Here is a 22338-nt window from a genome sequence, read left to right on the forward strand (position 1 = left end):
GCCAACCCGCCAGAAGCCTCTCGCGGGCTGGCCATAACCGTGGGTGTGCGGCCGGGCCGCACACCCACACAGCTTACGCAGCCGGTTTATGCATTTTCATTGATCATTGCAATGGAGTCCTCGGCAGCCGCCTTTGCATCCGTGAGGCTTCCATCCCAAAGCCCGAACATGGAATCGGCACAGCCTGTCTCCCACATCATGTCGCAGCGGAACGGGACCGCCTGGTTCACGCAATTGTTCACGATCTCGTTGCATACGCTCAACAACCACGGCGACTCCGGATCATTTGCAATTTCGTCCATCGCGTCATTGTTCATAACAGGGCGTCCCATCTCGCGGCAGAACGTCTTCATCTGCTCGGTATCGGTGATGTACATCAGGAACCCGGCCGCCGCATCGTTGCGTCCCTGGTCTTTGCTGTCTACAACGCCCAGCCATTCGTTGCCGTAGGAAGCACTGTACGGGCCTCCTGCCACCTGAGAAGGCATCGGGATAGCGTCGTATTTGAAATTGCTGTTTTCCTGTGCGGCAGCTTCCAGGTTGGGGTTCAGGAACGGGCCGTGCACAGTAAAGGCCAGCTTATCAGACGTAAACGCATCCGTGGCTGCCTGGTCCAGGAACGTATAAGCCGCAGAGTACTGTCCAACTTCCTTCAGCAGCTCGTATCCGGGCTCCAACGCCTCAGCCGTGATCGTCGTTTCTCCATTCTCCCAACCGACCTTCAGGTCCGGGTTGCCGCATACAAACGCGCTCGTTACCCAATCGCTGGCCGTCAGGTTAGGCAAAACATCATAACCATTTTCCTGCACGGCCGCAAACTGTTCCAGCAATTCATCCAGTGTTTTAGGACGCTTGGACGTATCAACGCCGCAGGCCTCCAAAACAGTCAGATTGCGGTATAAAAGCTGACAGTTTGCAGTGAACGGCAGCCCCCAACAGGTTCCTTCCGGATTCGTCATCAAATCCTTCATGGCGTCGGCATTCAGGGCGTTTTTGTATTCTTCGGGCGCCGCGTCGTAATAAGGCTGAAGGTTCAGAATATTCGCGCTCTCCACAATGCGCTTGCCGTTTAGGAACTGGATGGCAAACATGTCCGGCAGAGAGCCTCCCGCCATAAACCCGGATACGATCTCTGTGTCCGGTTTTCCAACAAAGGTGATGCTTTTCACCTCCGGATGCTGGGCAATGTATTCATCCGCCCATGTGTTGAATATCTCTGCCGCTGTACCTACAGTCCAGTCCTGGAACAGCCACATGGTCAGCTCATACCCTTCACCGCTCCCCTGGCTGCCGGCCGGTTCTGCCGGTGTACTGGAACCTGCACCGGACGTACCTCCACCGCCGCAGGCGGCAAGGCCTGCCGCCATGACCAGCACGAGCACAAGACTTAAAATCCGTTTCATCTTTTTCATCCTTTTCACCTCATTTTTATTTTCTATTGCATACGCAATAAAATCCAATGCTGCACCGTTTTCTGTTCCACAAGGCTGTTCTTATGGATATTTTATATATTTTTCTTTCTGATACTGCACAAAAAAAGTACATTTTGCTTTCACTGCTTCTATTATAGCCGTTCGGGCCTTTCAGCGGCACTATCATTAATAATAGTATTGCCGGGGCATTTCCCCTCATTGTTTTTTCACTCCCCCCCTTATTGATAGGGCGGTCTTTTTTCTGCGCGCAAAATAAGAGCGCTGTGAATGGGGTTCACAGCGCTCTTGTGCATATGGGGAGCCAAATTGATCTGCGCGCAACAGCATAAAACTTACAGCAGCTTCAGCTCCTGCGCCTTTTTTATCGCCAGAACTTTGTTGTTCACTTCCAGTTTTTGATAAATGTTTTTAATATGATAGCGCACCGTTGTCACTGAAATAAACAGCCTTTCGCCGATCTCTTCATGCTTGCAGCCCCGTTCCAGCAGGCCGAGGATCTCTTTTTCCCTTGCAGTAAGCACAACTTTGCTGAAGTTCAGGCGTTCCACACGCTTTTGATATTCCTGCGCACAGAAAAGAACGCGGTTCATGTAAGCGGCTTCAAAAACATTCTGGTCTGAAATTTTTTCCAGCATGTCCAAAATATACACAGCATTTTCAGCGAACGGCAACACGATCCCGTCCGCCTGCCCAATTTCCAATGCACGGCACAACGCGGCGCACCCGGCTTCTTCTCCATGCAGCTGTTTTTGCGCCACAGCCATATAAACAGCATTGTGCAGAAGCCCCAATTGATTTTGATACGGCGCAAACTCGCGCAGCGCCATCTCGCACACCGCTTCAAGCCGGATCGCATCGCCGCTCAGCATCACAGCTTTCGCATGTACGGTATGATAAAACGGCATTCCTTGGCGCAGAAAGCTGGCTCCGCTCAAATCGCCGCTGCGTATCCATTCCGCAATCTCACCACCGCGTCCCAGGCAGGCATTCAAATATCCGTCGCACAGCGCAAACGTCGAATTGAGGACCGGGTTGTTCTCCTTCAGCACCTCTTCCCGAAGAGATTCCATCATCTGCGGGTCCCTCTCACTGGTACTGCACAGAATCTCCAGCCGTGCCAGCGCAAATTTGGCGCAAATCATCAGACACGTCTGCTTTGCCGCCTTGGCTTTGTACATCGCTTTATATGCATGCAGCTCCACATGGTCGAAGTCCCCCGTCTCCAGAGCGTATTCCGCCAGCGCGACAGAATCGCACCCCATGCCGCAGCCATCAATGGGGGCCGTCAGGCTTTCGCTGTGCTGCGCAAGATATTCTGCTGTGTGCTGCAGTCTGCCCTTTTCTTTGTAATATCCATAGAGAAGATGCGGAGAACCGAACGTGAATTCTTTGCGCCGCGTTACGATGCAGGAACATCCTCCCGAAAAATACTCCATTGCTTTTTCATTGCACCGTACCATCGCCTCCAGATCGTTATATACCACAAACGTACGAACTACATTCACCTCGCCCAAAAGGAACCGCTTATAGCCGTCGTTCAGTGACGAGCCCCGGATATACCGTTCCATTGTATCCAGGTCGTCCCGGCACCGTCCCGGCGCACCCGGCTCTGTGCCCATCGCGCGAATACGGATATACTGCAAATATGCAATTGGGTATTTAAGACACTGCTCCTGTGTAAGCGTATCAAAAACATGAAAAAGCTGCCGAAATTGTGTAAACTGAATGTCCGGCGTATTCTCACGGTTGAATTCCGCCAGAATCATCTCTATCTCGCCGGCCTGATACAGATATTCAAAAGCTCTTCCATACTGCCGCTCGCGCAAATACCATTCTCCGGCCCGTTTGTACAAAGGCTGAAAATCAATATTCAGGAATTTGGCCCGCAGCATAAAAAATTCCTGCAGCAGATTTCGTATCTTATAGCTTTTATCAAACTCATTGTATACAACAAAGGTATTTTGCTTGATCAGCGTCTGCAGCACATATCCCGCCTCCGGGTCATCCAGCACATAAAGCGCCATCGAGATCGTAAAGGTCTCCAAAAAGGACAGCCTGCAGAGCGTCTCACGCGCCTTTCCACTGAGCGTATTGTACAGATTCTGTTCAATGATGTCATTTATCGTGTCGCTTTTTCCCACCGGCAGGCCGCGCTGCACGCCCTTCAGCAGCACATACACCATGGATACCCAGCCTTCTGTGTAGCTGTATATTTTTTCCACATCATCTTCAGACAGCATACAGCCGGCCATATTGAAATACCGTTGAATCTCCTCTCCGGTAAATTTCAGGGATTTTTCCGTCAAAGTAAAGCACAGCTGTTTCTGGTACAGGCCCGCCGCATCCAATTTTGACAAATCACGTGTGATCAGCACAATATGCATATTCTTGATATGCTCCTGCACTACGAGCTTGATCAGCGCAAACACTCCCGGGTCATTGATCACTTGAAAATCATCCAGCACCAATACCGCCGGGCGTTTATATTCATAGTCGATCAGCAGATCCACCAGATTGGCACGCTTGAGTTCATCATAGGGATAACCCATTTTTTTCAGCGTATGGCGCAAATCGCTCCCCTGAATATTCTCTACCAGATGGTTCCACAGATATTCCACCGACCCGCCGCTTCCTGCCAGGGAGACCCACACAAGATCCGCCGTTCCGGCATACTGGTTCAAAAACTGGCTGACTGCCGTTGTCTTTCCATATCCAATGGGCGCATGCACGATAGACAGCGGATACAAAAAAATGTTTTCCAGCTTCTGGTTGATCCGCCTGCGATTGAGCAGTTTTGTTTTCGTCTGCAAAACAGCGCCCCCTTTGCAGCAAATTTGCTATTTTTTTATTGCAATACAGCAATTTGCATGTTAATTTATTATACAGCGCGCAGCATGATTATTCAAGGTTTCTGTTTTTCCAGATACCGGTATGAAAACAGCTGCCGGAGAAGGGCTATTTCCCTGCTCCGGCAGCTGTTTTTGCACATCCGAACAATTTACGGTGCGCTTCATCCTCTTCTATCCCTGCGCTGCGTTTCGCCCCGCAATTCGTCCAAAGGTCAGTGCGATCGAATGGCTCAGCCCCGGAACGGTAAGCGGATAGTCCACAGAAAAGCGATTGCCCTGCACGTTTCCCGCAACGTACAGGCCCGGGATTGCCTTTCCTTCCTCATCGTAACAGCGCGCTTCCTCATCACTTTCCAGGCCCCCCATTACTGCGATCATCGTGGCAGGAACGAACTTGGCGGCATAAAAAGGACCTTTTTCCACCGGGAACAACCGCATGGCCCGCTTGCCGTAATCCCTGTCGTTTCCCTCTGCGCACATGATGTTGTAGCGTTCCAGCGACACGAGCGTCTGCTCCATGGGAAGGCCTGTTTTTTCTACAAGCTCTTCCAGTGTATCCGCCCGCAGCAGCTTGCCGCTCGCCACCGCCTTTTCCACAAGTGCAGGCGAAATATAATTGTCTATCGTAGAGAGCTTGCTGTACAGCGTACCATCCTCCAATTCCTCATCGGTCACGAAAAAACAGACTGAGCCATGGTTCGGGTGCACCCGCCGCACCTGCTCCGGCCAGTTGCTGTCCACAAATTGCCAAGCTGTTTTGTCCGGCAGATTCTCGATCTGGCTCCCGATCTGCTGCCCCGGAGCATCCTCATTCACAAAACGCAGCCCCCGCGTGTTCAGCAGCACAAACCCGGACGCCCCGAAAACGCTTCCCATATGGTGGGCGCAGGGGGCGTGTGGGCTGTCCTGTAACTTGGCACCGATCCACATGCCCATCCGGTGCCCGTCGCCCGTGTTGCTCGGGCTATGGTTTTTATCTCTCCCAAGCCATAATTGCGGAGTATCGGCCATGCCGGGGCAAAAACGGCGAAGCATCTCCGCGTTGCTCATATAGTCCCCTGTGGAAAGCACCACCCCTTTTCTGGCCAGCGCTTTTATGTATCTGTCTTGCCCGACCTGGGCCACCGCGCCCTGCACGCGCCCGTCTTTCTCCCGCAGCAGTTTCACAACCGGCGCCGAAAACAGGCATTGCGCCAGCCCAGTCTGCATCAGCATTTGCACGTTCCCCTGGAATACCGGGATATGCGTCGGCCGAACCCAGGCGGTCGTTTGATAGCACTTAAAGCGTTCCGTACCGTTCTCAAAGCTCTCCGGTGCTGGACAGCGCCTCGGCTGTATCCAGCACTTTGTTCCTTCCGGCGGGACCTCCGCCGTCGTTTTCAATACCGGGATGTCGGGATAGCCTTCCAGATACCAATCAAACGCCTCGCCGGCCTCCTCTGCCCAACGGCGCAGGATGTTCTGGCTCACCTTATATGCCATATCCCGCATCAGGTCGTTGACGATCTGGACCTTATCCACGTCGCGGCGACCCCAAACATCCGCCACACGGCTGTCCATTACGGCAAAATCACCCGAACGCGCCTGTGGAGCCTCACATTTTTCCAGCAGGAGCACCGTGCTGCCCAACTCCGCTGCGGCGCGCGCTGCAGCCACTCCCGCCAGCCCTGCACCGACTACGACTACATCCGCTTCCATTGTTTTTTCGATCCGGCTTTCTTCAATTTCCGGAGGCTTGCCCAGCCAGGTTTCACCCTCATAAAGTGATTTCTTCATCATCAACTGCTCTGTATCCACAACAGGGCACTATCCTCCTTTTTATATTTAGCCGGAAGTGTTCAATCTGGCTTTACGCCTATTATAACGGAAACGTCCCTTTCTGGATACTATCATTGCTAATAGGTTTCTGTTCTTTTCGTACCTCTCATTTCAAAAAAGGCTGCGCCGCATTAAGCGCCTCCATGCAAGCAGCACCACACCAGCGGATAAAATTCTTTGAACTGCCCCATTCAGTTGCTCGGTAATTTTGTGGGTTTGGTTGGTCCCACCTGGCCGGAGCAGGCCCTGCGGGCCAACATCCACGCTCAGATCAGCCTGGCGCTGAACCGCGTATATACTGAATGGTACCGCAGCAAAGGCTACAATTTTCAAATCACCAGCTCCACCAGCTACGACCAGTACTACGTCCATGGCCGCAACATCTTCGAGGTGATGAGCCGCATTACCGACGACATCTTCAACACCTACGTACGCCGCATCGGTACCATCGACCCCTATTACACCGAGTACTGCGACGGCAAAACCGTATCCTGCCCCGGCATGAAGCAATGGGGCACCGTCACGCTGGCCAATCAGGGACGCAACGCGCTGTCCATCCTGCAATATTACTACGGCAACAACATTGAGATCGTACGCACCAACAACATTCAGGCCATTCCCGAAAGCTATCCCGGCACACCGCTGCGCCTGGGCAGCACAGGAAATGCCGTGCGCACCATTCAGCGCCAGCTCAACCGCATCGCCCGCAACTACCCCTTCTTCGGCACTCTCGAGGTGGACGGCGTGTTTGGCGCCTCTACCGAGGCTGTGGTAAAAAAATTTCAAAAGCAGTTCAGCCTTGCCCAAGACGGGGTTGTCGGCCGGGATACCTGGTACAAGATCAGCTATATTTACGTAGCGGTCAAAAAGCTTGCGGAGCTTTCCAGCGAAGGCGAGGCCGCCACCGGCAACCTTGTAGCCGGCCAATGGCCCGGCACCCTGCTGCGTGTGGGCAGCCGCGGCGACGATGTGGAACAGATCCAGTTCTGGCTCAACGCCGTGGCCGAATTTGTGGACACCATTCCCACCGTCACGGTGGACGGCATCTTCGGCCAGGCCACGGACCGGGCCGTGCGCGCCTTCCAGCAGCATTTCGGCCTGACGGTGGACGGCATCGTGGGACAGGCGACCTGGAACAGCATCTACAACGAATACAGCTCTATCCAGACAGATATCGCCCCGCCCAACGTCGATACTCCGGGCCAGTTCCCCGGCACCACGCTCGCTGTAGGCAGCCGCGGCAACGACGTCAAGCAAATGCAGTTTTATCTGCGCATCATCTCCAACTCCAACAGCGCCATCCCGGCCATCACGGCGGACGGCATCTTCGGCTCCGCCACCGAGCGTGCTGTGCGCGCTTTCCAGCAATTCTACGGGCTTACCGTGGACGGTCTGGTGGGCAAGCTGACCTGGAACAAGATCTACGAGGTGTACACAGGCATCATCAACGGCCTGCTGGCGCCCACCGAACGCCCGGGCACTTACCCCGGTGCGCCTCTGCGCATCGGCTCTACGGGACGGGCGGTCAAGGAAGTGCAGTATTACCTGTACCTGATGAGCGCCTACTACACGGAAATTCCCGTCATCGCCTTTGACGGCATTTACGGCACCGCAACGGCAGAAGCCGTGCGGGCCTATCAGCGCCTGTTCGGCCTGGCGGTGGACGGCGTCGTCGGCCCCGCCACCTGGAACAGCATTTACAACCAGTTCTCCACGCTGCGCAACGTGGACGGCCCGGTGAACCGCTTCCGTGTGTTTGCATACCCGGGCTATGACCTTCAGGAGGGCATGAGCGGCAGTATGGTGCAGTTCGTTCAGTTCATGCTGGCTTACATCGGCTCGTTCTACGACACCATCTCCCCCATCACCGTGCTTGACGGCGAATTTGGCCCCGAAACCAAGGACGCTGTGGAGAGCTTCCAGCGGGAGTTCGCCTTCGCCATCACGGGCATTGTGGATGAACCCACCTGGGCGGCGCTCGTCATCACTTACCTGAGCCTTGCCTCCGACGAAGGCGAAAACGATCTGCCGGAGGGTGAATACCCTGGCTTCGTGCTGGCAATCGGCAGCGCCGGGCCAAGCGTCCGCCGCCTGCAGCGCTACATGAACGGCATCGCCTCCCGCTTCTGCGTGGCCTGGTTCGTGCCCGAAAGCGGTATTTTCGACGAGATTACGCTCAATGCCGTGAAGGAATTCCAGGAGGGCTTCGGCCTGCCTGTGACGGGCCTTGTGGACCGCGCCACCTGGGACGCCATTTACAATTACTACATCATGGAGGAGGAATAGGGCCATGGCCAAGGTCATCGTATACGACGAGTACACCAATCGTCTGTTCACCTATAACCTGTCTGAAAACGACCCGATGCCCTACGCCTACGGCAACACGATGCGCGTGCGCGAGTTCCGCGGCTCATCCAACAGCCCTACGCTTTGGACGACGACGCGCGCCATGGAGGCATGGAACCTTACGCGGCGGCGTTACGGTAAGGGCATTTACATCGGCTATGCGTTCAAGCGCATCTGGGAAGGCGGCCACGGAACGGCCAGCCAGCACTACGCGGGCGTGAGCTTCGACGTGGGGCAGAACGTTTCGTATTCCCAGCGCGTGGCCATCCGCAACGCGGCTGTGGCAACCGGCGCCTGGGGCTATGTGGAGCCCATCTCCATGACGCCGACCTGGGTGCATTTCGACCGCCGCTACGGTACTCCCGCGTGCAGCGGCACCACGGCGGGCTACCCCACCGTGCGGCGCGGCAGCCGCAGCACCTATGTGCTGATCCTGCAGGATGCCCTCAATGCGCTTGGCTACACCAACCGCCCGCTGGACGGCATCTTCGGCGGCGGCACGGAAAACGCGGTGCGTGCGTTCCAGCGCGCCGTGAGCCTGACGGCGGACGGCATCTGCGGCTGCAACACCTGGAAAAAGCTGACGGCGGCCAGCGTGGGCATCGGCCGCACCCGCACAGTCATCGACTGAGCCGCAGAACAAAAATCCCCGGTTTTGGCAATGCCAAAACCGGGGATTTCCTCAATACTGCCAGGAGTTGAATTCAAACGCATTGGGGCATTTTTCGCCTTGGTCCTCACTTTCCAGCAGCGCCTTGTATTTTTCATAGATCTCCGCCGCGCCCTCGGTCTCGTAATAGGGCTCCACGCGGCTGGCCTCCGTCAGGAAGTGGTACACGTCGCGGCCCATCTCGCGGCCGCGGCGGGTATGCATGTCCAGCGCGTAATCCGGCACTTCAAACTTTGTCCCCACTTCAAACTCGTGGTTCAGCAGATTTTTCACATGGTCGCTGGAGCGCTCTTTCTTCTGGCGGCACAGGTAACGGATGGCATGCACGAAGAACATGGGCCTGTCGCCGTCGTTGTAGGGGAATTCCTGGCGCATTTTGAACAGCGTGTACACCAGGTTGGGGGCATCCGGATTGCCGAAGCCGATATCCTCCACGCTGATGCACAGCAGGCGGCGCCACAGCTTTTCCTCAAACTGGGGGCTGGTGATGTACATTTCATAGGCCGCGTGCAGCGCGTCCTCTTCCTTGCCCCTGCGGATGGCCTTTTGCAGCATGGCTACCATTTCGTCGCCGGCATAGCCGTTGCGGGTGGTGATCTCCGCCCAAGGATCGTAAGACATAAATTCGCTCATGGTCAATACCTCCGTTTATTCCTTTGTTGCGCCCGCCGAAAGCCCTTCCGTGATCTGCTTGTGGAAAATCAGGTACAGCACTACGGTGGGGATGAGTACTACGATGATGGCGGCTGCCAGCGTGGGCCAGGAGCCCTGCTGCGCACCCGCGTAATTCATCAAAAATGTGGTCAGTGTTTTGAGCTTTGTTTTCGGCATATACAGGTACGGCACGTACATGTCGTTGACGATGTTGACGATCTTCAAAATGACGACCGTGGCCGTTGCCGGGGCCAGAAGCGGAAAAATGATGCTGTAAAAAATGCGGAAATAGCCGCATCCGTCGATAAGCGCGCTCTCGTCCAGCGCTTTGGGTATCTTGCTGACGAACTGCATGTACAGGTACAGCTGCATCAGGTCGGACGCCACATAGATGATGATGGGCGCGCCCAGCGTGTTGTACAGTCCCATGCTCTGGATGACCTTGAAGCGGGCGATCTCGACCACAAAGGTGGGCACCAGCATGCCCAGGTAAAAGCAGCCCATCACCAGCCTGCGGAAGCGGAACTCAAAGCGCTGCAGGCAATAAGCTGTAACGGACCCCAGCAGCACGTTGAAGAAAATACTCACCACCAAAATCACGGCGGTGTTTTTCACTGCCACGGGCAGCAGCTTCGCGCCCAGCACCTCGGCATAGTTGTCCCAGTTCCACGCACCGGGAGCGGGCGGCAGGATGGGTGAGGTGGAGGCGAGCTGGGCCTGTGTTTTCACCGATGTGAACAGCGTGACCAGCAATGGGCCGACAACCACGGCAACCACCGCGGCGCTCACAAGATATTTCACGCACAGGAACAGCGTGCGTTTGCATTTGTCCCGGTTCATCACGCCGCCTCCTCCTGGTTGAACACTTTTTTCAGCACCACGTTCTGGAACACATACACCAGAATGACGATGGCCATGATGGCCACGGCCATGGTGGCGGCCATGCCGAAGCTGTTGTACTTGAACGCGGTGTCGATGGTGTACAGCGTAAAGGTGGACGAGGCGTAGCCCGGCCCGCCGTTCGTCATGATGAACGGGATATCGAAGCACTGCAGCGTGCCGCGGATGCAGTCGAACATCACGAAGCTGAACACCAGCCAGATGTTGGGCAGCTGGATGCGCCAGAGCTGGTGCCACGCATTGGCGCCGTCGATACGGGCTGCCTCCATCATCTCGGTGGGAATGGACGTCAGGCCCGTGGAAAACAGCACGATGTGGTATCCGCTGAACCGCCAGGCGGACACCGCCGCCAGCACGAAATTGACAATTGCAGGGTCGCTGAGCCACTTGCAGATCCAGCCGGAAAGCCCCAGCCCCGTCAGGATCTGGTTGAACGCGCCGTTCACCGGGGAGAAGAAATAGGAAAACGCATAGGACATTCCCACGCCGTTGATGATAAACGGAAGAAACGCGATGGTCTTTACCAGCTTTGCGCCCTTAAAGCCGCTGTTCAGCATCACGGCGATTCCAAGCTCGATGGGGATCATCACCATGTGCACGGCCAAATAGATAAAGTTGTTGCGCAGGGAAAGCCACAGGTCCGGAGACTTTGTGAACATTTCGATGTAATTGCGTATCCCGTTGAACGGCCGCTCCGGCGAAATGCCGTCCCAGCTTGTAAAGCTCATGGCCACCAAATCCACAGAAGGGTAGACCACGAATATCAACAGCAGGATCACCGGCACCACGAGCGACAAAATAATAAAGCGGTTCCGGCTTTTGTGGATGGACTTCATACAGCTGCCCTCCTGAACGATTTTGGTTGCTCAAAAGCCCGCAAAAAGCGGCCGGGGCCCGAAGGCCCCGGATGAAAGCGGCTGTGCGCCGCCTTTCTGCTTACGGATGCGCTGCCGGGGAGCTTATTTCATCCCCAGTTTCTCGCGCGCGGCGGACCAGTCGGCGTTGAGCTGGGCGAAGGTTGCTTCCAAATCAAAGCCGTCGGTCAGCATCGAGGTGCCCACCTTGTTGTAGTCGAACTTGCACTCGTTGACGATGGCGGTGTAATCGTCGCCGCCGCCCATGTAACTCACAAGCACGTACTCAGGCTGCTCCTCATCGGCGAACACCATGTACGGGTCCTTGTCCTTGGGTGCGTTGGTCATAGTGCTGTCGCTGGCCACGCGCAGGATGAACTCGGGATAGAACTCGGCGAAATAGAATTCCAGAAACGCCTCGGCCAGCTCCGGGTTCTCGGAGGTATTGGTGATGCCCAGGAAGAAATCGCCCTGGACGATGTGGTTGAAGTTGCCCTCCTCGTCCGTATAGGGCATATAGAAGGTTTTCAGGTTGGTCAGGTCCACGCCGCTGGCCTCGATCTTGGCCAGGCCCATGGAATTGTCCACCATCATGGCGGCCTGATGGTTCAGGAACAGGCTCAGCGCCTGGTCATAGCCCAGGCCCAGAGGGTCGGAGCCCAGCACGCCCTTTTGCAGAAGGTCATAAACCTTGGTGTACGCATCGCGGATGGGCTCGCCCTCTGCGAACGGCTCGTCCACCGTAGCCATATAATCCCAATAAGCTCCGTTGCCGGAGAAGCTTGCCGGCGAGTACTCCATCAGCGGATACATGGGCCAGCTGTCCTTGCAGCCCATGCCGATGGCCATAAAGCTGGGGTCCTGTGCGCCGAAATAGCTCTGCAGCTTTTCGCTTGCGGCCACAAAATCCTCCCAGGTCTTGGGCACCTCCACGCCGGCTTCCTCAAACATATCGGCCCAATAGAACACGTAGTCGGTGGAAATTTTTTCCGGCACGCCGATGATCTTCCCATCCACGGCAAATTCAGCCGCCAGAGTGTTGTTCGCCGCGGCCTGCGTGTGGCTCAGGTCCACCATATAGTCCTTGAACACCGGATAATAGCGGGTCTGAAGATACATCAGGTCCGGCAGCTCGCCGGCAGACGCGCGGATCTTCATCTGGTTGAAATACTCAGCGTCGTCCTTGAACTCCTCGATCTCGATGTTCACGTTGGGGTACAGCTCCTGGAATCGGCCCTCCAGATCCATCTCCTCATACAGGTCCATGGCCTCGTTGTCGTAGGTGGCAAAGGTGAGCGTCGCTTTGATGTTTGGGTCCAGCGCGCCCGCGGCGGAGGCGCTGGTGCCCGCAGCGGCGCTGCCGGAAGCGGAAGCGGCGGCGGAAGAGCTGCCCGCGCCGCCGCAGCCCGCCAGCAGCATGGCGGCCATGCACACGCACAGAGCCAGTGCCAAAACTTTTTTCATCATGATTTTCCTCCTTTAAGCTGTGCCGCGGCGGCAAGACGCCCGCCGTGCCGCCGCGCACTCTGTAAAACGTACTATGAGCATAACACAAAAACTCCGCGCCTTGAAATGACACGGAGTTTGTTTTATTGATGTTTTTTTACATTTTCCTTCCGGTATTGCAGCGGCGTCTGCCCCGTCGCCCGTTTGAACGTACGCAGAAAATGCTCCACGCTGTTGTAGCCCACCGCGTCGCAGACCTCGTACATGCGCATATTGGTTTTCTCCAGCAGCTCCCGCGCGGCGGCAATGCGCAGGCCCGTGAGGTAGTCGGAATAGGATACGTCGAACCGCTTTTTGAACAGCGTGCAGAAATATTTTTCATTGTAGCCGCTGCGCTGCGCCACCTCGCCCAGCGTCAGGTCCGCGCGCATGTAGCTGTCGTCCAGAAAACGCTTGGCCCGCAGGACGGGGTCCGGGAACTGCTGGTCGTAGTTGGATTCAAAATATTCCATGATGCGCCGCAGCACCGAGGTGAAATAGATCACCAGGTCCCGCTGGGTCTCGATGGCGCGCAGCCTTTGGTACAGGCGGTGGTCCAGCCCCAGCTTGTAGGCGACCTGCATATCGTAAAAGCCCATCTCATAATACAAATTGTACAGGTACAGCAGCGCCAGAGACTGGCCCTGCTCCAGCGGCAGGTCCTGCATATAGCCCACCAGCTCGTTCTTATACTGCTCCACCTGCGCGAAATCGGCCTCCATTACGGCACGGATAAAGGGCATGCAGCTTTTTGCCTGGCGCAGCGCCGTCACGGGGTCGAATTGCGGATAATAGCTTTCGTCATAGATACGCCCCGGACCCAGCACATAGCGCAGGGTGGTGTTGGTCTCGGCCTGCTCCAGCACCGTGTAAAACGACGTCTCCGGCTCGGCATGGGGCGCGGCCATGCCCACCGTACAGGAAATATTCATGTAATTCTTCCATGCGCGCTGCACCTGCGCCAGAAAGGTGCGGGCCTTTTCCACCGTACGGCCGGGCTGTGCCAGAGAATAAAACAAAAAGTGGCGCGACATGTCAAAGGAATAAAAACCGTCGGTGGAGCGGAACTGCGGCATCTGCATCACCAGCTTTGTCAGGGGCTGGGTCAGCGTAGCATTCACGTCCGTGCCCAGACGCGCCATCTCCCGGTATATTTCATCCAGAAAGAAGCAGGCCACAACATAGCCCTGCTCCAGCCCTGGCAGTTCCCCCGGCAGCGCGTTGTGGAAAATCACGTCCTGCAAAATGGCATTGGTATCACGCAGCGGCGCCGCGCCTGGGGCGGGTGCCGGCGCATCGCCGCCGGCACACAGTGCCGCCCGTGCCTCGCGTACCAGCTCCAGCATGCGGGCGGGAACGATCTCCTGCTTGAGCACATAGTCCGCCGCCCCTTTTTTGAACGCCTGCTTCACCAGAGGGAATTCATCGAAAGCGCTGAGCACTACGATGTGGGGCGCAAGGCCCAGGGCATGCACGCCGTCGATGAATTCCAGCCCGCTGCAGACGGGCATTTTGATATCTGTGAACACAAGGTCCGCCGGACACCGCTCCATAGCCTCCAACGCGGCCTGTCCATTGGCGTAGCAGCCCGCAAGCTGAAAGCCCTCGGCCGCCCAGTCCACCATTTTTTCCAGCGTGGCCCGCACCAGGATCTCGTCGTCCACGATTATTGCGCGCAGCATGGCAAGCCTCCTTCCCGCCCGCTCCCAGCGGGCAGCGTGATCGAAATACAGGTGCCGCGGCCCGGCGCGCTGTCCACCCACAGGCCGTAAGGCGCACCGTATTGCAGCAGGATGCGCCGCTGCACGTTCGCCAAACCGATGGATGAGCCGGCTTTTCCCTCACCGGGGCCGGACAGGCACGCGGCCAGCCGCTCCGGGCCCATCCCTACACCGTTGTCGCAGACGCTCAGGTACAAAACGCCGTCCTCCGTGCGCCCGGACAGGCTGACCTCGCCGTCCTCGCAGCCCTCCAGGCCGTGGAGCAGGGCGTTTTCCACCAGAGGCTGCAGCAGTAGCTTGGGCAAACGGCACGCCAGGCTCTCGGGGCTGAAAGCGCACCGGAAGCTGAAGCTGCCGGAATACCGCACCTCCATGATATGGATATACGCTTCCAGTATTTTCGCCTCGTCCGCCAGCGTATAACGCTCTGCGGGAGTCCGCAGCATACAGCGCAGAATCTCCATCAGGTCCGCCGCCATGTCACGGATGGAATCAAAGCGCGCAAGGTCCGCCATAAAACGGATGGTATTGACGGTATTCAGCAGAAAATGAGGGTTGATCTCACTTTGCAGGGCCTTCAGCTCCTCGGCATAGCGCTGCTCCTCCCGCAGGCGGTTCTCCTCGATCAGGGCCTGCATCCTGTCACCGGTATCGTTATAGCGCTGCAGAAGTTGGCGCATCTCAAGGTGGCCCTCGGGCGGCAGCTTATGGGTGAAATCTCCCTGCTGCAGACGCTCCATGCCCTCGTTCAGATGCTGCACCGGCAGCACGATGCGCCGCAGAAACAGCACCGAAAACAGCGCGTACGAGCCCAGCATCGCGGCCACCGCTCCGGCGCACAGCCACAGCGTCCGTTCGTAGCCCGCCATCAGCTTCCGGTTGTCCACCAGCGACACCACGGTGAGGCCTGTGTTGCGCACTTGTGTGGCGATGCCCCAATCCATTCCGCCGCCGGGAACGCCCTCCGGCCCCAGGAAACGCTCTACGGCCGGCGCCAGCGCCTCGTCCCCGGCCAGGAACGCCCCATCCAGAGCCAGCGCCATCCGCACCGCGCCCGCTTCACTGTTGTAGCTTTCCAACATCTCCTCCGCGTCCGTCTCAAAATAAAGGCATGCCACTTCCAGCGCGCTCCCACCATATCCCGGCTCCACCTGGAGCGCCGCCGTCAGCAGCAGATCTCCGCGCCGGTTTTTGCCGGAGAGCAGCGTTCCCGGCTCCGCCACGCCCACACAGACCTCCCCCGGCCTCTGCCGGGCGGCGCGGTACCACGCGGCTTCCTTCACCCGGTTCTGCGGCACGGCCAGGCCTGTATACAGCTGATAGGACGTACCGTCCGTCAGATACAGGTGCAGCGCCTCCAGGCGGCGGCCCGTCAGGCGGTAATAATCAAAAATGCTCTCCAGCCGGGCGGCCGTTTCATACCGGCGGCTGGACGACGCGGGCAGCTCGTCCACCAGAGCAAGGCCCTCGCTGTCTTCTGAAAGAAGGAAATGCGCCAGCTGCAGCGAAGCCTGCCGCACGTCCTGTGTGAGCGCGGAAGACACCGCCTCCTGCCGCATTTGCACCATTTCCCGTGCGTCGGCCAGCAGCTTGCGGTACAGCAGGGCCGAGCCGGCGGCAGCCACCGCCACCAGCGGCAGCACGATCAGCAGACAGAATGAACGGTAAAACGTGCGGCGCACGCTCGCCTTTTTTCTCATAAAATTCCTCCCGCGCGGCGCTGTGCCGCTGTGGCCGCGGCGCTCTGCGCCGAAGCGGCTCGTCTTTCCCGGCTTTGCTTCGCAAAGCCGGGAAACCCTCCTGTGGCCCCCCGAATCACGCTCTTAAAATCCCGAGCGGCCCGGCTGCACATAAAAGCGGCGGCACTGCCGCTGTTTAGACCGCCCGCAGAGTCCAAAAACAGGCGCGGGCTGTTTTTTATTGCTCTGCAATAAAAAGCTTATCTTGATAGCCGCGGGCCGGGGACAGCCCGCAGGATCTGAAAAACAATCTTCGGCTATTTTTTATTGATTATAGAGACGGAAATCGCCTTATAACTTCCTGCAAATGTTTATTGAAGCGAGAAAAACGCCTGTATTTTCATATCGTCGTATAAGTTGGTTTTGCAGGCTCGAGCCACCATTTTAGCACCACAAATAAGACAATACACATAAGTACTGTTTGGAATTGTACTTATTTTTCGTCAATTCTCTCAATCTTAAATATTACAGGCCTTGTTCCATCTGAGCAACAAGCTATCATTGTATTCTCTTCTTTCATCCAACCTTTCATAATCGAGCCACCCTGCAGCCCTGTGTAGATGTATCTTGAAATTGCATCCCAGGCTTCTGAACAATGTGGCATTTTGGGTCCGCCGGCCACTGTATCAGGATCCGACGTTGTTTTCGTTAAGGTATTCAGCCCCATATGCCAGAAATCATCTCTTTCATCATTACGATAAAAAACAAATTCATCGCCAACATTATAGCAAGGGCAAGAACCCGAATCAGAGTCTGCGCAATACTGTTGCTGCAATTCTGGATATAGCTTTTTATCTATTACCGTTACTTTCACTTTATGTTTCATAATACATCGATCCTTTGCAACTTCATGTTCGTTAATTTGTTCGATTGGGTCAGACCATACATATACAAGTTCCCCTCTCCTTTTTCCATTTATATGGATGGTTCTCCCTTATATTTGTCCGTATCGTTTTATTTCTCTATGGGAAATTCAAGCGCCATCTGGGCGCCAAAGTGTCAAAAATTGTTCTTATTTAAAGCACCTTGAGGGGCACAAACTTATAGTGTTTGCAAGGCCTTTCACCGCTCAAAGCTTTTGGACAGCCTAAAAACGACCTGCGGTTATTTTACCATATCCCACGGCCGCCGCAAAAGCCCGGCTGAAAAAACTCTGCGGGCACGCTGCCCGAAGTCCAGGCTGCCGCTCCGCTACAAAAAGCTGAGTTGTCCGCTGCCGTAGCCCTGCCGATACGCTGCCACAATATCCTGCATGCCATACAGAAGGCCCGTTGCGCGGCATTCTCCCGTAAACGCCTGCCACAGCTCCCGCGCCCGCGGGCTGCGGCATTCATACTGTGTGCCGAACTGCCGCACATACCGCGCCCGCAGCCCTGCGCCGGGGAACAGCTCGTCCAGCCTGTCCAGAAAATAGGCCCGCTGGTTCTGGCGCAGCGTCACACCGAAGGCCGGATATACAAAGCGCGCCCCTGCGTTGTACGCCGCCCGCACCAGCCTGCGCACCCCGTCCGGCGTATCCTCCAGGAAAGGTAGGACGGGCATCAGCAGAACGCCTGTAAAAATGCCCTGCCCCGCCAGCTTCTCCACAGCCGCCAGCCGCGCCGAGGACGAAGGCGCGCGCGGCTCCAGCTTCGCGGCCAGCGCATCGTCGCAGGTCGTCACCGTTATCTTGCACAGCACCGGCGAATGAGACGCGATCTCCCGCAGGATATCCGCATCCCGGGTGATGAGCGTCCCTTTTGTGGCGACGGCCGCGCCGAAGCCGTAAGCATCCAACAGCTCCAGCGCGTGGCGCGTCAGCTGCAGCTCCTTTTCAAACGGATTGTAAGGGTCGCTCATGGAGCCTGTGGCCACCACGCCGCTCTGCGTCTTGGAGCGAAGGTCGTTCCGTATGACGGCCAGCGCGTCCGATTTTACGCGCACGGTATCAAAATCCTGCACGCCGTAACACTCGCTGCGGCTGTCGCAGTAAATACAGCCGTGGCTGCAGCCCCTGTAAATATTCATCGTATACCGGGTGCCGAACCAGGCGGTGCTTTTGTTTTTGATGACAATGCTCCTGGCCGGGATGGTCGGCACATCCATAAGCGCCCTCCTTTTTAACAATGGGAAGCCCGTTTTACCGGCAGCTGCGGCTGAATCTCTCTGCGCAGCCGGGGCGGCGGCGTTTTTTACCACGGAACGCCCGTCTTCCCCGCAATCGCGGCCGCAGCTCTTTGCGCGGCCGGGGCGGCGGCGTTCTTTTTCGGGCAGCTGGGCAGGTCCGGCTGTTCCGTCCGGAACGTCTGCGCTGCTTTTATTGTAGCAAACCGGGCAAAAATATGCTACAATAAAAGCCGATATCTGCGCACAAAGCCGGCAGCGCCCTCTTTGCGTTTGAAATGGCGCGGATGTCAGCGATTTTTGAAGGGAAGAAACCAAACGATGGCATACCGTCTTGTGGAAAACAAAGGGGACAGCGTGGCCGTGCCGCAGCTGGTGATCGCCAAGCTGCCGGAGCTGGAGGACGACTGGCTGCGCGTGGCGCTGTTTGTCGTGGCGACAGGCGAAACCGACCCCGCGCGCATTGCCGCGGCGCTGCGCCTGAAAAGCCCGGAGCGGGCGCAGACGGCGCTTGTTTACTGGAAAGGCGCCGGCCTTTTGGAGAGCTGCGGCGAACCGCAGGCCCGCGGTGGCATTGACGCCGCGCCCGCGCCTCGCGCACACCTGACCACGCCTGAGGTTGCCAGCGCGGCACAGGGCGACCCCGCCATTGCGGGATTGGTGCAGGAATGCCAGGCGCTGATGGGCGGCGTCATTACGCAGGCGGACACCAACATTCTCGTCTCGATGTACCTTTCCGACGGCATGCCTGTGGATATGATCCTGCTGGGCGTGGCCCATTTTGCCGCGCTGGGCAAGCGCAGCGCCCGGTACATCGAGCGTGCGCTGCTGGGCTGGCAGCGGGAGGGTATCGATTCCGGCGAAGCCGCCGAGCGCTATCTGCGTCTGCTGGACCAACGCGCGGCTCACGAAAAAGAAACCGCAAAGCTGCTGGGCCTTGCCGACGCCAAGTTCACCAAAGCCGACAGCCGTGCCATCGCGGACTGGTACGAAAGCTACGGTTACGGTCCGGACATGATCGCCGAGGCTGCCGCCTACGCGGGCGAGAAAAAAAGCGTAAAATATGTCAACGGCATCCTGCGCGCATGGTACACCAAGGGCTACAAAACCGTGCGCGACGTAATGGCCGAAAGCGCCATGGGCTCGAGCAACGTGCAGGCCGCCGCGCCCGCCGTGAAACACAATATTCTGGGCGGCGGGCTGCGGCGCGCACCGCGTGTGCCGGGCATGCCGCAGGAAGGGAAAACACAATGAACAGGGATGAGCTTTACCGCCGGGCGCAGAGCATCGTAGCGGGCCGCCGGCAGCGTGCTGTTACAGCTGCCCGCGCCGCGGCCGCTCAAGCCGCGCAGACAGTGCCCGGTCTGGCCGCGCTGGAAAACGGACGCACCGCAGCCGGCATCGAGGCCGCGCGTCTGGCAGCCATGGGCGCGGAGCGGACGGCCGTGGACGCGGCGCTGGCCCGCGCCGCACAGTTCGACAGGGAGCGGGACGCGCTGCTGGCCGCTCACCCGGATATTGCCGCGCGCCTTGTCCCTGCGTATACCTGTCCCATCTGTCAGGACACCGGGCGCGACGGCGGCGAGGTGTGCGAATGCGTGCACGCGCTGGTGCGGCAACTGCGCCAGCAGCAGGTGAACGCCTCCTCCCCGCTCTCGCTGTGCTCCTTCGAGACGTTCGCGCTGGAAAAATATCCGGATACACTGGTGCCGGAGCTTGGCCTCACGGCCCGGCAGCATATGGCCCAGGTACTGGAATACTGCAAATATTATGCGGCGCATTTCTCCCCGCGGGAGAGTACCAGCCTGTACCTGTTCGGCAGCGCGGGGCTTGGGAAAACACATCTTGCCCTCTCCATCGCCAATACCGTGCTGCAAAAGGGCTGCGACGTGGTGTATGTCAGCGCGCAGAACGCGTTTGACGCCATCGAACGCGAGCGCTTCGCCTCCGGCGAGGGCGACACCATGGCCACGCTGCAAAGCGCGGAGCTGCTTATTCTGGACGACCTCGGCACGGAGTATATTTCCCCTTATGTAAACAGCTGCCTGTACAGCCTTGTCAATACCCGCGTGTGCCGCCGCCTGCCCACCATCTACACCAGCAACATCGTCAACGACGCCGACCTGCAGCGCCGTTATACCGAAAAGGTGGTTTCCCGCCTGCTGGGCAGCTGCGAAACACTGTGCTTCTGCGGCACCGATATCCGGCTCATGGACAAATGACGGAATATTGGTGAAAAATTTCACCAGGATTTTTGTACAAAAAGCGCACATACTGCAACGGGGAACGCTGCCATTCCGGCATTGTTCCCCGTTTTCTTCTATTATATTGTATGTTAGAATAGTAAGGTATTGTAAAAAAGACAGGAGAATCGTGAAAAATGGAAGAAAGAAGAGAGAATATCATGGGCACGCAGCCCATCAACAGGCTGCTGCCGAGCATGGCGTTCCCCATCATGCTCAGCATGCTGGTGCAGGCGCTGTACAACGTGGTGGACAGCGTGTTCGTCTCGATGGTGAGCGAAAACGCACTGACCAGCGTGAGCCTGGCCTTTCCGGTGCAGAACCTGATGATCGCGGTGTCCGTGGGCACCGCCGTGGGCATCAACGCGCTTTTGTCCCGCCGTTTGGGTGAAAAAAACTTTGAAGCCGCCAATAAAGTGGCGGAAAACGGCATCTTCGTCACCATGCTGAGCTGGGCTGTTTTTGCGGTGTTCGGCGCGGCGTGCAGCGGCCTGTTTATGGGAGCGTTCACACAGAACGCCGAGATCCTCGCGGGCGGCACGGACTACATGTGGATCGTTACCGTGTTCTCCCTCGGGCTGTTCATGTCCGTGACCATGGAGCGTGTGCTGCAGGTAACGGGCAAGACGGTATACCAGATGATCAGCCAGATGACGGGCGCCGTGGTGAACATCATCCTGGACCCTGTCTTTATTTTCGGCTGGCTGGGCCTGCCGGCCATGGGGGTGGCAGGCGCGGCCTGGGCCACGGTCATCGGCCAGTTCTGCGGCATGGCCGTAGGCATCGGCATCAACCATGTGAAAAACCATGAGGTGCGTCTCAACTTCCGCCGCTTCCGGCCGGACTGGCACTCCATCAAGGGCATCTATCAGGTGGGCCTGCCCTCCATCATCATGCAGAGCATCGGCAGCGTGATGACTTTCGGCATGAACAAAATCCTCATCGCTTTCACCGAGACGGCTGTTTCCGTGTTCGGCGTGTATTTCAAGCTGCAGAGCTTTGTGTTCATGCCCGTGTTCGGCGTCACCAACGCGTTGGTGCCCATCGTGGGCTACAACTATGGCGCGCGCAGCAGCCAGCGCATTCAGCAGGCTACGCGGCTCTCGCTGCTGATGACGACCGCCATCATGGCGCTGGGCACAGTGATCTTCCAGGTGGCGCCCGGCCCGCTGCTGAGCCTGTTCAGCGCATCGGACACGATGCTCTCCATCGGCATTCCCGCCCTGCGCATCATCTCCGTCAGCTTTTGCTTCGCGGGCGTGGCCATCGTGTTTTCCAGTGTATTCCAGGCACTGGGCGACGGCATGCTCAGCCTGGTCATGAGCGCGGTGCGCCAGCTGCTGCTGCTTTTGCCCTGCGCTTTTGTGCTTGCCAAGCTCGGCGGGCTGGACGCCGTGTGGTTCAGCTTCCTCATTGCGGAGGTCGCCTCCGTAACGCTGGCAGTGGTATTCTACCGCAGCCTGTACAACAAAAAGATCCGTCATATCTGAAAAACGGACACGGCCGCCCTGGGAACAGAGGCG

Annotated in this window: 16 protein-coding genes; 5 read left to right on the plus strand and 11 right to left on the minus strand. The window is 57.4% G+C overall.

The annotated features are described in order from the left end of the window. Positions 1–86: 86 nt before the first annotated feature. From TQ39_RS06465 to TQ39_RS06475, 3 genes are all read right to left on the minus strand, one after another. On the minus strand, positions 87–1412 hold the full coding sequence (locus tag TQ39_RS06465; protein ID WP_133303715.1) for an ABC transporter substrate-binding protein: 1326 nt from the start codon (positions 1410–1412) through the stop codon (positions 87–89). A gap of 353 nt (positions 1413–1765) precedes the next feature. Beyond that, on the minus strand, positions 1766–4243 hold the full coding sequence (locus tag TQ39_RS20150) for a LuxR C-terminal-related transcriptional regulator (RefSeq protein ID WP_082052145.1): 2478 nt from the start codon (positions 4241–4243) through the stop codon (positions 1766–1768). A gap of 210 nt (positions 4244–4453) precedes the next feature. Continuing rightward, the gene (locus tag TQ39_RS06475; protein WP_082052146.1) at positions 4454–6079 is read right to left on the minus strand and encodes an FAD-dependent oxidoreductase; all 1626 of its coding nucleotides are present in this window, start codon (positions 6077–6079) and stop codon (positions 4454–4456) included. A gap of 198 nt (positions 6080–6277) precedes the next feature. Between TQ39_RS06475 and TQ39_RS06480 the strand changes: the two genes are divergently transcribed. After that, on the plus strand, positions 6278–8386 hold the full coding sequence (locus TQ39_RS06480) for a peptidoglycan-binding domain-containing protein (protein ID WP_009324742.1): 2109 nt from the start codon (positions 6278–6280) through the stop codon (positions 8384–8386). A gap of 4 nt (positions 8387–8390) precedes the next feature. Next, positions 8391–9077 carry a peptidoglycan-binding domain-containing protein gene (locus tag TQ39_RS06485; protein ID WP_009324743.1) on the plus strand — a complete coding sequence of 229 codons (687 nt, stop codon included), beginning with the start codon at positions 8391–8393 and terminating at the stop codon, positions 9075–9077. Positions 9078–9128: 51 nt separating this feature from the next. On the opposite strand, the gene TQ39_RS06490 is transcribed toward TQ39_RS06485, so the two are convergent. The 8 genes from TQ39_RS06490 to TQ39_RS06520 form a co-directional block, all read right to left on the minus strand. Beyond that, on the minus strand, positions 9129–9749 hold the full coding sequence (locus tag TQ39_RS06490; RefSeq protein WP_009324744.1) for an AAA family ATPase: 621 nt from the start codon (positions 9747–9749) through the stop codon (positions 9129–9131). A 15-nt stretch (positions 9750–9764) separates the two neighbouring features. After that, positions 9765–10610 carry a carbohydrate ABC transporter permease gene (locus TQ39_RS06495; protein ID WP_050004948.1) on the minus strand — a complete coding sequence of 282 codons (846 nt, stop codon included), beginning with the start codon at positions 10608–10610 and terminating at the stop codon, positions 9765–9767. Further along, on the minus strand, positions 10610–11506 hold the full coding sequence (locus TQ39_RS06500; RefSeq protein WP_050004949.1) for a carbohydrate ABC transporter permease: 897 nt from the start codon (positions 11504–11506) through the stop codon (positions 10610–10612). The genes TQ39_RS06495 and TQ39_RS06500 overlap by 1 nt, the downstream gene beginning before the upstream one ends. Before the next feature lie 123 nt (positions 11507–11629). Next, positions 11630–12991, minus strand: coding sequence for an ABC transporter substrate-binding protein (locus TQ39_RS06505; protein ID WP_050004950.1), 1362 nt, complete (start codon positions 12989–12991; stop codon positions 11630–11632). Positions 12992–13113: 122 nt separating this feature from the next. Continuing rightward, complete coding sequence (locus TQ39_RS06510) at positions 13114–14691, minus strand: response regulator transcription factor (RefSeq protein ID WP_009324748.1); 1578 nt, start codon at positions 14689–14691, stop codon at positions 13114–13116. Next, complete coding sequence (locus TQ39_RS06515) at positions 14676–16430, minus strand: sensor histidine kinase (protein WP_050004951.1); 1755 nt, start codon at positions 16428–16430, stop codon at positions 14676–14678. Before TQ39_RS06515 ends, TQ39_RS06510 begins: the two co-directional genes overlap by 16 nt. Before the next feature lie 472 nt (positions 16431–16902). Beyond that, positions 16903–17295, minus strand: a complete 393-nt coding sequence (locus TQ39_RS20155; protein ID WP_040910210.1) for a TIGR04076 family protein — start codon at positions 17293–17295, stop codon at positions 16903–16905. Between the two features lie 365 nt (positions 17296–17660). Next, complete coding sequence (locus tag TQ39_RS06520; RefSeq protein WP_009324750.1) at positions 17661–18554, minus strand: SPL family radical SAM protein; 894 nt, start codon at positions 18552–18554, stop codon at positions 17661–17663. A gap of 339 nt (positions 18555–18893) precedes the next feature. On the opposite strand from TQ39_RS06520, the gene TQ39_RS06525 reads away from it, so the two are divergent. The 3 genes from TQ39_RS06525 to TQ39_RS06535 all read left to right on the plus strand — a co-directional run bounded on the left by TQ39_RS06525 (position 18894) and on the right by TQ39_RS06535 (position 22305). Beyond that, the gene (locus tag TQ39_RS06525; RefSeq protein WP_009324751.1) at positions 18894–19826 is read left to right on the plus strand and encodes a DnaD domain protein; all 933 of its coding nucleotides are present in this window, start codon (positions 18894–18896) and stop codon (positions 19824–19826) included. Continuing rightward, on the plus strand, positions 19823–20794 hold the full coding sequence (locus TQ39_RS06530; RefSeq protein WP_050004952.1) for an ATP-binding protein: 972 nt from the start codon (positions 19823–19825) through the stop codon (positions 20792–20794). Before TQ39_RS06525 ends, TQ39_RS06530 begins: the two co-directional genes overlap by 4 nt. A gap of 158 nt (positions 20795–20952) precedes the next feature. Next, a complete protein-coding gene (locus tag TQ39_RS06535; protein WP_050004953.1) occupies positions 20953–22305 on the plus strand; it encodes an MATE family efflux transporter in 1353 nt (450 codons plus the stop codon). Positions 22306–22338 lie beyond the last annotated feature (33 nt).

It is taken from the genome of Ruthenibacterium lactatiformans, from assembly GCF_000949455.1.
Taxonomy (GTDB): domain Bacteria; phylum Bacillota; class Clostridia; order Oscillospirales; family Ruminococcaceae; genus Ruthenibacterium; species Ruthenibacterium lactatiformans.

Coding starts and splice junctions, on each gene's coding strand:
- TQ39_RS06465 (WP_133303715.1), bottom strand. CDS start 1,412: ATGAAAAAGATGAAACGGATTTTAAGTCTTGTGCTCGTGCTGGTCATG.
- TQ39_RS06485 (WP_009324743.1), top strand. CDS start 8,391: ATGGCCAAGGTCATCGTATACGACGAGTACACCAATCGTCTGTTCACC.
- TQ39_RS06490 (WP_009324744.1), bottom strand. CDS start 9,749: ATGAGCGAATTTATGTCTTACGATCCTTGGGCGGAGATCACCACCCGC.
- TQ39_RS06495 (WP_050004948.1), bottom strand. CDS start 10,610: ATGAACCGGGACAAATGCAAACGCACGCTGTTCCTGTGCGTGAAATAT.
- TQ39_RS06500 (WP_050004949.1), bottom strand. CDS start 11,506: ATGAAGTCCATCCACAAAAGCCGGAACCGCTTTATTATTTTGTCGCTC.
- TQ39_RS06505 (WP_050004950.1), bottom strand. CDS start 12,991: ATGATGAAAAAAGTTTTGGCACTGGCTCTGTGCGTGTGCATGGCCGCC.
- TQ39_RS06510 (WP_009324748.1), bottom strand. CDS start 14,691: ATGCTGCGCGCAATAATCGTGGACGACGAGATCCTGGTGCGGGCCACG.
- TQ39_RS06515 (WP_050004951.1), bottom strand. CDS start 16,430: ATGAGAAAAAAGGCGAGCGTGCGCCGCACGTTTTACCGTTCATTCTGT.
- TQ39_RS20155 (WP_040910210.1), bottom strand. CDS start 17,295: ATGAAACATAAAGTGAAAGTAACGGTAATAGATAAAAAGCTATATCCA.
- TQ39_RS06520 (WP_009324750.1), bottom strand. CDS start 18,554: ATGGATGTGCCGACCATCCCGGCCAGGAGCATTGTCATCAAAAACAAA.
- TQ39_RS06525 (WP_009324751.1), top strand. CDS start 18,894: ATGGCATACCGTCTTGTGGAAAACAAAGGGGACAGCGTGGCCGTGCCG.
- TQ39_RS06530 (WP_050004952.1), top strand. CDS start 19,823: ATGAACAGGGATGAGCTTTACCGCCGGGCGCAGAGCATCGTAGCGGGC.
- TQ39_RS06535 (WP_050004953.1), top strand. CDS start 20,953: ATGGAAGAAAGAAGAGAGAATATCATGGGCACGCAGCCCATCAACAGG.